The sequence below is a fragment of the Gordonia sp. (in: high G+C Gram-positive bacteria) genome, assembly GCF_047606305.1.
In the GTDB taxonomy this organism is placed as follows: Bacteria; Actinomycetota; Actinomycetes; order Mycobacteriales; family Mycobacteriaceae; genus Gordonia.
Genome location: NZ_JASGER010000121.1, coordinates 1 through 10,313, shown reverse-complemented (window position 1 = coordinate 10,313; position 10,313 = coordinate 1). Strand labels below are relative to the sequence as shown.

Annotated in this window: 9 protein-coding genes and 1 pseudogene; 4 read left to right on the top strand and 6 right to left on the bottom strand. The window is 69.3% G+C overall.

Annotation, left to right across the window (positions count from 1 at the left end; all coding sequences use genetic code 11):
- A pseudogene (locus tag QM634_RS15535) lies at positions 1 to 748 on the top strand (hypothetical protein); the annotation flags it as partial.
- A gap of 19 nt (positions 749 to 767) precedes the next feature.
- Here QM634_RS15535 and QM634_RS15530 read toward each other — a convergent pair.
- A complete protein-coding gene (locus QM634_RS15530; RefSeq protein WP_415043677.1) occupies positions 768 to 1,931 on the bottom strand; it encodes an FAD-binding oxidoreductase in 1,164 nt (387 codons plus the stop codon).
- A gap of 101 nt (positions 1,932 to 2,032) precedes the next feature.
- On the opposite strand from QM634_RS15530, the gene QM634_RS15525 reads away from it, so the two are divergent.
- Positions 2,033 to 2,917, top strand: a complete 885-nt coding sequence (locus tag QM634_RS15525) for an SPFH domain-containing protein (RefSeq protein WP_415043676.1) — start codon at positions 2,033 to 2,035, stop codon at positions 2,915 to 2,917.
- The gene (locus tag QM634_RS15520) at positions 2,917 to 3,111 is read left to right on the top strand and encodes a hypothetical protein (RefSeq protein ID WP_415043675.1); all 195 of its coding nucleotides are present in this window, start codon (positions 2,917 to 2,919) and stop codon (positions 3,109 to 3,111) included. The genes QM634_RS15525 and QM634_RS15520 overlap by 1 nt, the downstream gene beginning before the upstream one ends.
- A 4-nt stretch (positions 3,112 to 3,115) precedes the next feature.
- Here the strand turns inward: QM634_RS15520 and QM634_RS15515 are convergent, their stop codons facing one another.
- The 5 genes from QM634_RS15515 to QM634_RS15495 form a co-directional block, all read right to left on the bottom strand.
- A complete protein-coding gene (locus QM634_RS15515) occupies positions 3,116 to 4,384 on the bottom strand; it encodes a PucR family transcriptional regulator (protein ID WP_415043674.1) in 1,269 nt (422 codons plus the stop codon).
- Positions 4,385 to 4,419: 35 nt separating this feature from the next.
- Entirely contained in the window at positions 4,420 to 5,844 is a 1,425-nt protein-coding gene (locus QM634_RS15510) for a phytoene desaturase family protein (RefSeq protein ID WP_415043673.1), read from the bottom strand.
- Complete coding sequence (locus QM634_RS15505; protein ID WP_415043672.1) at positions 5,841 to 7,667, bottom strand: DUF3556 domain-containing protein; 1,827 nt, start codon at positions 7,665 to 7,667, stop codon at positions 5,841 to 5,843. Before QM634_RS15505 ends, QM634_RS15510 begins: the two co-directional genes overlap by 4 nt.
- A gap of 91 nt (positions 7,668 to 7,758) precedes the next feature.
- Positions 7,759 to 9,216, bottom strand: coding sequence for a class I adenylate-forming enzyme family protein (locus QM634_RS15500; RefSeq protein WP_415043678.1), 1,458 nt, complete (start codon positions 9,214 to 9,216; stop codon positions 7,759 to 7,761).
- Positions 9,217 to 9,419: 203 nt separating this feature from the next.
- Positions 9,420 to 9,713, bottom strand: coding sequence for a hypothetical protein (locus tag QM634_RS15495; protein ID WP_415043671.1), 294 nt, complete (start codon positions 9,711 to 9,713; stop codon positions 9,420 to 9,422).
- Between the two features lie 133 nt (positions 9,714 to 9,846).
- Between QM634_RS15495 and QM634_RS15490 the strand changes: the two genes are divergently transcribed.
- Positions 9,847 to 10,313 (top strand): alanine racemase (locus QM634_RS15490; protein WP_415043670.1); only part of this gene is annotated, 467 nt, incomplete at its 3' end.

The following is a 10,313-nucleotide window of genomic DNA, read 5'->3' as shown; positions in this document are numbered from 1 at the left end:
GCCCGGCGGCGACGCGGTGACCCGCGTCGTGTTCACCGGTTCCGGCGCCGGAGTGCCGGGTGTGCGCAGCGCCTTCGAGCAGGCGCTGGGCCGGCCGGTCGCGGTCGTTGCCGAGCCGCAGTACGCACTTGCGGCCGCCGCCGCGGGCATCGCCCGCAGCCATCCCGAATCCGTGCCCTCCGGGAGCTTCTCCGCTCCGCCCTCGCAGGGCTTCTCCGCTCCGCCGTCACAGGGTTTTTCGGCACCGCCGTCGCAATCCTTCTCGGCGCCCTCCTCGCAGGCGTTCGCCGCGGTGCCGTCCTATGAGGCGGAGCCCGACGACAGCACCACCGGTGTGGTGGCCGCCTCCGACGTCTCGGCGCGACGCGTCAGCGGGCCGGACTCGGCGCGCACCCTCGCCGCACGCCAGAACCGGCGCCGGTGGTGGCTCGTCGGCGGTACCGCGGCCGCCGGGTTCCTGATCCTCGGTGCCGCCATCGCGGCGGTCCTGTTCTCGACCGGCACCGCGCAGCGGGTGGTCGGTCCCACCACGGTCTCGGTGAGCACGGAGACCGCGACGGTCACCCACACCGAGACGCAGAACAACCACACGCTCGAGACGACGACGGCCACCGGTCCGACCCGTACCCAGACCAAGACCCAGACGGAGACGGTCACCACGACGGCGCCCCCGTCGACGGTCACCCAGACCCAGACCGTGACCGAGACGGTCACCGAGCAGCCCGACGACGACGGCGGCGGGTACTGAACGCCGGTCCTTGCGGAACTCAGAACGGGTCGTGGTGGATGCGCCGGAAGCTGGCGCCGTCGATGATCAGCTTTCGCCGGGTGGCCTCGATCATGGCCGGTGACCCGGCGATCAACACGTCGCGGTTCTCCCAGTAGCCGGGCACCTGCGCCGCGTCGTGGGTCACCGCCTCGGCGAGGGTGCCGATCAAGTGGGGAAACTCCATGTCGCCGGGCGGTGCGAGCGAGGTGAGCCACCACGGGTCGTCGCGCTGTTCGGTGACCGCCGTGACGCTCAGCCAGGGGTTCATCGCCGCCATGTGCTGCAGCGTCGGCAGCTCGTACAGCTCGCCGGGATGACGCGCGCCGTAGTACAGGTGGACCGGCGGATTGGTGACGTTGGTGCACAGCGCGGTCAGGATCGAGCGCATGGGCGACAGCCCGGTCCCGCCGGCGACGATGGTGGTCGGCGTGGTCGGCTCCACGTGCAGGGTGCCGTGACTCTGCGCGATCGACCAGACGTCGCCGACGCGCGAATCCTGGACGATCGCGCGACTGACCGTCCCGCCGGGGATCGCGCGGACGTGGAATTCGACCTCGCCGGCGTTGTTGGCTGGAATCGACGGCGAGAGCATCCGCCACGCGCGGGGCCACTGCGGCACCTGGACCTCGAGGTATTGACCGGGCAGGTAGGTCAGCGGGTTCTGGGCGAGGAGTCGGACTACCGCGTGCTCGCGGCTGATCTGGAACTTCTCCACGATGCGCGCGGGGGTGAGGGCGGGGCCGGGGGCCTGGGCCGCCGCGCCGCGCATGACACCGGTGATGAATGTGACGGTCTGGCCGATCGCGGTGGCGACCGTCGGGGTCCAGGCGGGGCCGAGAAGCGAGGCGAACTCCGCGATCAACGCCCGGTGGGCCAGGTCGTAGTGGTAGTCGGTGAGGCCGAACTTGCGGTGGTCGCGGCCGAGCTGGGCGAGCAGTTCGACCAGCTCGTCGTGTCCGGTGGGCGCCGGCGTGACCTCCAGGACGTGGTCGATGATCCGGTAGAACCCGCCGCGCGCGTGGGTGAGCGAGGCGGGGAACAGCTCGCGGGCGGTGGGGTCGAGGGCGAAGAGGCGGGCGAAGTAGGAGCCGGTGAAGCGGTCCGGGTCGGCGTTGATGAGGGCGCGCAGCCGCGTGAGCGCGATGCGGGTCTCGTCGGGCACGGTCTTCCTCTCGCGTTGGGCTGGCCGTCGAATCTTACGCCGGACGTTCGACCCGTGCCGGGTGATAGTGTGGTGATATCACTTCACTATTAGGAGGATTGATGCTGAAACCGGCTTTCCGAGTCAACGGATTTGTGGCACTGGCGGTGATCGTCGTCCTGTTCCTGGCCTTCGGTGCCGCGACGATCGCCGCACTGGCCGCCGCCACCCGCACCGGCGGCGCCCCGCTCTGGTGGCTGATCGCGATCGTGGCGGGGCTCGGCGCACTGGTCGCGGTCCTCGCGCTGACGGGCCTGACGATCGTGCACCCCAACCAGGCCCGCGTCGTGCAGTTCTTCGGCCGGTACGTCGGCTCGGTCAGCGACCCCGGCTTCCACTGGGTGATCCCGCTCTCCGAGCGCCGCGCCGTCTCACTGCGGGTGCGCAACTTCGAGACCCAGCGGTTGAAGGTCAACGACGCCGACGGCAACCCGGTCGAGATCGCCGCCGTCGTCGTCTACCGCGTCGTCGACAGCTACCAGGCGACCTTCGCGGTCAACGACTACGAGGAGTACGTCGAGACGCAGTCGGAGGCCGCCGTCCGGCACCTCGCCACGACCCACCCGTACGACGCCCACGACGAGGAGCGCACCTCTCTGCGCGACGGGGCACTCGTGGCCGAGGAACTCACCGAGGAGCTGTCCGAGCGGACCGCGACGGCCGGCATCGAGGTCGTCGAGGCGCGGATCACCCACCTCGCCTACGCGCCGGAGATCGCCCAGGCGATGCTCGTCCGCCAGCAGGCGGCGCAGGTCGTGGCCGCGCGCCAGCGGATTGTGGAGGGCGCGGTCGGGATGGTCGGCCTGGCCCTCGACGACCTGGCCGAGAAGGGCATCGTGGAACTCGACGGAGAGCGTCGGGCCACGATGGTGTCGAACCTGCTGACCGTCCTGTGCGCCGACCGGTCGACGCAGCCGGTCGTCAACGTGGGATCGCTCTACTCCTGATGGTCGTGCCGGCATCGGACTCCGACGGCTCGGCCGCCGCCCGGCGCGAGCCGAAGAAGGTGCTGCTGCGGCTCGACCCGGCGGTCCACGCCGCCATTGCGAAGTGGGCCGCCGACGACCTGCGCAGCGTCAACGCCCAGCTCGAGTTCGCACTCCGGATGGCGCTGAAGGAGGCCGGGCGACTGCCCCGGTAGGCGCTCAGCGGCGCAGGACCGTCGGGCCCAGGAACTCACAGACCTGCAGGGCCAGCGCGATGTCGAGCCGGTCGTGGATGCGAGGCCCGGACAGCGCCTTGTCGACGCGGTACTTGACCGTGTTCCGGTGCAGGTTGAGCTTGTTGGCGGTGTGGAGGTGGCTCTCGCCGGTGGCGAAGAAGGTGCTCAGCGTCTGGCGCAGCACGGCGGCGTTGTCGGTGTCGTCGGCGAGGCTGCCGAGGACCTCGCCCACCCAGGCGCGCGTGGAGTCCAGGTTCGCCGCCAGGAGCGAGGTCAGCGCGATCCCGCGGTCGCCGAAGCCGACGACCGCCGACCGGGGCGTGTGCTGCACCGTCACGACCTCGTAGGCGGCGATCGCCTGCTCGTGGGTGCGTCGGAACCCGTGCCCGCCCGAGGCCGGCAGGCCCAGGGCGATCCGCATCGACGGGGGCAGTCGCAGCGAGGTCCGCAGCGACTCGGTGTCTACCCGCGGCGGGGTCGCTCCGAGCGGCACCCACACCCACAGCGTCTCCTGGTCGACGGCGGTCGAGATGGTCTCGCGGGCCGACCCGAGCGCGCGCGCCAGGCTGGTCGCCGCGGTGTCCATCGACGCCGGGGTCAGCGGCTGCTCGGCGTCGGACCAGACAACGGCACCGAGGTGGAACTGGTCGAGGCGGTACCCGGTCTGGGCCTCGAAGGCCGCGGTGTCGGCGGCCGGGTCCCGCAGCAGCCCGTGGATGAGGGCCGAGCGGATGTTGCCGGCTGCACCCAGCCACAGTTTGCGCTCCTGCTCGTAGACGTCGAAGACGTAGATGGAGATCCAGTCGATGTAGGCGAACACGACCTCGGTCGCGTGGCGCAGGACGTCGACGGTGAGGTCGCGCGACTGACCCATGTCATCGAGGATCGGGTAGAACTCGTTGAGCAGGTCGTGCTGGCCCATGTGGTACGCGCGGACCAGGGAGTTCGACGGCACGCCGCGCTGGGCCAGGCGTCGCGCGTACTCCACCGCGGCCGACGGTGGTTGCAGGTGGCTGGTCGGCACGTTGTTGGCCAGACCGTACAGGATCGTCGAGACGTTCGACTCGACGCTGTTCCACAGCAGGTCGATCAGCACCGGGTCCTCGTCGAGGCCCTCGATCTCGCGGGCCATCACGGCCGAGAGCCCGTCGGTCAGCTCGTCCAGACGCTTCTGCAGCCGGGCGGCCACGGCCGCGGTCGCCTCGATGACCTCCGGTGAGGCCGGCGGTGGCTGGCGGGGCGTGATGGGCACGCGACAACCCTACTTCCGGGGCGGGGCGGGAGAGGCTAGGTGCGGGGGATGCCGAGGTGTGCGAGCGCACGGTCGGCGGCGTTGTAGCCGCACATGCCGTGGACCCCGGCGCCCGGCGGCGTCGACTGCGAGCACAGGTACACGCCGTCGACACCGGTCGCGTAGGGGTCGATCCCGAATCGTGGCCGGAAGATCAGCTGCAGCCCGTCGTTGGCGCCGCCGATGATGTCGCCGCGGGCGTAGTTCGGGTTGTACTCCTGCAGCGCAACCGCATTCGACGACTGGGTGTGCACGATGATGTCGCGGAATCCGGGCGCGAAGCGCTCGATCTGGTTGATCACCAATTCGGTGGCGTCCCCGTCGAACCCGGGCGGCACGTGGGCGTAGGACCACAGCGGGTTGATGTTCCCGGCCGACCGGCTCGGATCGGCCAGGTATTGCTGACTGACCAGCATGAACGGGTTGTCGACCAGTCGGCCGGCGATGCGCTCGCGCTCGGTGGCGGCGATCTCCTCGAAGGTGCCGCCGACGTGGACCGTGCCCGCGCGCCGGCAGTCCGGATTCGTCCAGGGGACGTCGCCCTCGATCGCGAAGTCCACCTTGAACGCCGCCGATCCGACGCGGAAGCGCTGGTAGGAGCGGCGGATGCGCGCGGGCATGTCGTCGCCGTACAGGGTCAGCACCTGCGCCGGGGTGAGGTCCAGCAGCACCAGGTCGGCGTCGGGGATGTCCGCGCGGCTGCGGACGAAGGTGTCGGTGGCGATGGTGACGTCGTAGTCGCCCAGCGCGTCGACGAGGGCTTGGGTGATCGAACCGGAACCGCCCTTGGCGACGACCCAGCCGTAGCGGTGCCCGCCGGCCAGCATCATGAGTCCCAAGGAGGCGGTCAGCGGCTTGTCGAAGCGGGTGAAGGCGTGCGCGGCGGCGCCACCGTAGAGGGCCCGCGCGGTGTCGGTGCGCAGGTACTTGCCGACGACGGAGGCCGGCAGCAGCGCTTTGGGTCCGAACGCGGCCAGGCGGAGCGGGTGGTGCGGAATGCCCAGGACCGGCCCGAGGAGGTCTTCGGCGAGGTCGTCGAAGTGTTCGGTGAGACCGCCGACGAGATGCTTCCAGCGCTTGCCGTCCGACCCCATGCCCGCCGCGGTCTTGTCGACGGACTGGTAGATCACGCCGGCCCGACCGTCGTCGAGCGGGTGGGCGCAGTCGACCTCCGGCCAGCACCACGACAGTCCGTAGCGCTCGAGGTCGACGGTCTTCCAGAACGGGGAGCCGATGCCCAGCGGGTGTGCCGCCGAGCAGTAGTCGTTGATCAGGCCGGGGTAGCCGGCCTCGCCGGAGCGCGCCCCGCCGCCGACGGTCGACTTGGCCTCCAGGATGGTGACCGAGACGCCGTGGCGGGCGAGGTGCAGGGCGGCGGCGAGCCCGTTGGGCCCGCCGCCGACCACTACTGCGGTTGTCACGCGTGCGCTCCCGCGGGGGTCGCGCTCTTGCTGGTGTACGTGTAGGTCAACGGGATGGGCCCGTCGGGGAGCCACGGTTGGGCATCCGCCGAGTCCTTGACCTTGTACGTGCCGCGCTCGACGACACCGAGAGCCGCGTCGATCAACTTCCACTCCTGGTAGTCCTTGTGGATCGGCTGGGACTCTACCCAGGCGACCAGGAACTCACCCGGCTTGAAGTTGCAGCGCTTCTGAATCGCGGCGATCAGATCCTCGTTGTGGAAGTGGCCGTCGCCGAAGTTGAAGGCGACCACCGAGTTACACGCGAACTCCGCCTCGCGCATCGTGTACTCGTGCTGGAACTTCTCGTCGCCGAGGTAGTTCCACAGGATCGACATCAGGCCCGGTCCCTGGCTGTGCATGCCGCGCCAGCCGTTCGTGTTGTGCAGGACCACCTCCGCGATGTCCTCGGGGTAGGTCGCCTGCAGCTGGGTGATGGTGTTCGGCGCCGAGCGCACGATGAACTCCTCCATCTTCTTCTCCGCGCCGGGCGCGAAGGCCCACTGGGCCGAGGCCCAGTTGCCGGCGTACTGGCGCATCGACGGCAGGAAGGAGACCAGGTCGGGTCGCAGGTTGCCGAGGATGGGCAGCACCAGCAGGGCCACCAGGATCGGCAGCGTCCACGCGTAGTCCGACCCGATGAACCCGAAGCCGTCCTTGTTGGGGAAGCCGAGGTAGAGGAAGGCCACGGCGAACCCGAACAGCACGTTCCACTCCAGCGGCACGGCCAGCGGGAAGGTCGAGAAGATCACCGTGTGCAGGCCGATCATCATGATCACCGAGATCACGACCAGCCACCACGGGCTGCCGACGAACAGCAGGACCAGCGGGAAGGTGATCTCGACGACGGTGCCGAGGCCGTGTGCGACGAAGTGGGCCAGGCCCGACGGCTGCAGGTCCTCGGGGAAGTTCCGGTAGAACTTCCGGCGGATCCACTTGCCGGGCAGGACCGGGGTGTTCGACATCATCGCGGGCACGACCTTGCCGAAGTGCTTGCCGATCTTCGAGATGCCGGCACCGAGCCAGACGACGGTGATCAGCAGCTTGAGCGCCACGATCATCGTGGCCAGACCCATCGTGGGCGCGAGGGCGAAGAACAGCATCGCGGGCATGTACTGCTCGGGGCGGGAGGCCAGGAAGGCCACCTTGTCGCGCAGGCCCAGGATCAGCAGGAGGACGATCACCGGGATCAGCAGCACCGGGTTGATCAGCGGCAGCTTGTCGGCCGCGGCCAGGCCCAGGTGCTCCTTGACGGTGGCTCCACCGGTGTAGCCGGAGGCGTCAACGGTCGGCCAGAACAGCGTGGCGGCCATGGTGAGCAGGATCAGCGCGTAGACGGTTGCGTCGAACCCGGTCCGTCGGTCGCCCTTCGTGCCGGGAACCTTGTCCGGCCATGGTGGGAGGCGAATCGTGTCCGGCTTCAACCAGTGCCGCAGACCGCCGGTCATCGGGCTGAAGTGGGCCGCGAGCGGTCCCCACGAGCCGGCCAGGCCGATGGTCTCCAACAGGGCCGTCCACATGATGGCCTTCTGGTAGAAGACCGGCTGGTTCCACCACTCGGACGGGTGCAGCGGGCTGAAGCCGCTGGTCAGGGTGGCGATGGTGATGCCGATCGCCAGGTAGAGCACCAGGACCTTGACGACGTAGATCGTCGGCAGGATCTTCGGCGTGCCGAATCCGTTTTCGACCCACGAGCGCGACATGATCTGCACGCGCTCGAGATACGGCTTCTCCATGAAGGTGGCCGGATCGGTGTCGGGCAGTACGCCCTCTTTGAATCCCATGGCGATTGCTCCTCTTGATTGGGATAGGGGTAGCCGTGACACAGGGGTTCTGTGCCTCGACTGGCTGGGGGGATGGGGTGGTTCGAGCCGGTCAGACCGGTGCGCGGGCCTGGACTCGGAGGGTGGGTTTGTCGATCTTGCCCACGGGGTTGCGGGGCAGGGCGTCGACAACGGTGACCGACACGGGAAGCTTCACCCGGGTCAATCGGCTCGACAGGTGGTCGAGCAGCTCTTCGCCGGTGACCTCGGCGTCGGGATAGGGGACGACGTAGGCGATCGGAACCTCGCCGTACACGTCGTCGGGACGGCCGACGACGGCCGCCTCGAGTACGCCGGCGTGCTCGGCCAGCGCGTTCTCGATCTCCTTGGGGTAGATGTTCTCGCCGCCGCGGATGATCATGTCCTTCACCCGGTCGACCAGCGTGAGGTAGCCGTCGTCGTCGAGCTTGCCGACGTCGCCGGTGTGGAGCCAGCCGTCGACGACGGTGCTCGCGGTCGCGTCCGGCAGGCCCAGGTAACCGCGCATGACGCTGGGCCCGGAGACCACGACCTCGCCCGCCTGGCCGGGAGGCAGATGCTTGCCATCGGGCCCGGCGATCGCGATGGTCTGACCGGGCAGGGCCGGTCCGACGGTGCCGGGCTTGCGCACCCCGTGCAACGGGTTGCACGCCGAGGCGCAGGTGCCCTCGGTCAGCCCGTAGCCCTCGAGGATCGGGATGCGCAGTGTCTTTTCGGCGTGGGCGAGCAATTCGCGCGAGATCGGTGCGGCGCCGCAGATCGCGAAGCGCAGCGACGACAGGTCGGCGTCGGCGGGCATCTTCGACACCAGCAGCGCGTAGATCGTCGGCACCGCCGAGAAGTAGGTGGGTCGCAGGCGGGCGACGTCGTCGAAGAACCGTGAGACCGAGAACTGCCCGGTGACCGACAGCTGGCCGCCGGCCAGGATCGGGGCGAGGAAGCTGACGGCGATGGCGTTGACGTGGAACAGCGGCAGGATCAGCAGCGCGTGGTCGGCGGCCGAGAGGTCGCTGTTCTGACCGATCGCGGTGCCCATGTACTGGAGGTTCGCGTGGGTGAGTTCGACGCCCTTGGGGACTCCGGTCGACCCGGACGTGTAGATCAGCAGCGCGGTGTCGTCGGGGGAGGGCTGCTGAGGCGCGCGCCAAGAGGGCTCGGGGGCGGTGGCGAGGTCGTCGACGACCAGGACCGGTCGCCCGAGGTCGGGCTCGTCCTGCGCGGCGACGACGAGGACCGCATCGCAATCATCGATCTGGCGCTTGGCCTCCGGGATGAGGAACTGCGGGTTGACCGGGGTGGCGACGGCGCCCAGGCGCCACGCCGCCATCATCGCGATGAGCAGCTCGACCCGGTTCGGCAGCCACACGGCCACGACCGAGCCGCGGGTGACCCCGCGCTGGGCGAACTGGGCCGCCGCGGCGTCCGTGCGCGCGGCGAACCCCGCGTAGTCGAGCTCGGTGGAGTCATCGCGGACGCAGGGCGAATCGCCCCGGTCGGTCAGGTTCCACGCGAAGTAGCCGATCTCCGACATGCTTTGCATCACTTCCTTGCTTGGCTGTGATCCAAAACACTATGGGTGCAAAATGCACCGGGCTACGGTCTCACCCCATGAACTTGTGGGGCATTTCTGTGCTTAGAGCACAATAGCGTCTGATTCTGGGTTCTTTGGGGGAGCGAAAAGGCGGGTGCGACGACCCTGATCGGTCGCCGCACCCGCCGTTTGCGTCCGGTGTCTCAGTGCTCGTCGTAGTGACCCTCGTGCGCGGCGTGACGGTGCCCGTCGTGGATGTAGTCGGTGTGATCGCCGTGGGGGACGGCGACGTGGCCGCAGCCCTCGCCGTGCTTGTGGTCGTGACCGGCGTGCTCGGTGTGGCCGGCGGGCTCGCACTCGTCGAAGTGCCCGTCGTGCGCCTTGTGCAGGTGTCCGTCGTGGGCGTAATCGACGTGATCGCCGTGGGGGACGGCGACGTGGCCGCAGCCCTCGCCGTGCTTGTGGTCGTGGTTGGCGTGCTCGGTGTGATCGGCCATGGTGACTCCTTCGTCGTGTCGTCTGGTGGCTACTCGGGCTGTTCACCCGACATATGCATCATTTCATATATAAGAACCAGCGCATATATAGTGTGACACAGATCACTGCAGAGTGCACTGCCAGACTGACGTGGTGACCGCTCACCCGCAGCTGCGCCTGTCCCTGGCGAGCCTGACGTCGAACATCGAGGCGACGGCGCGTTGGTGCGCCGACGCCGGTGTCGAGTTGTGGCCTCATATCAAGACCACGATGTGTCGCCCGATCGTTGAGCGGCAGCTCGCTGCCGGGGCGAGCGCGGTCACGGTGGCCACGCCGGCGCAGGCGGCGACCGCCGCCGCCTGGGGGTGCGAGCGGATCCTGATCGCCAACGAGGTGATCGGCGCCTTGCCGCAGGTGTGTGCCGTCGCCGACACGACGACCGTCATGGTGCTGGTCGATTCCGCCGCGGGTGTCACGGCGGCGGACGCGGCTGCCCGCACGGCGGGAGTCGACCTGGACGTCCTGATCGACGTGGGCCGACCGGGCGGGCGCACCGGGGTTCGCGACGGCCGGCAGGCGGTCGACCTGGCGCAGCGCGTCCGGGCGGCCCGCACCCTGCG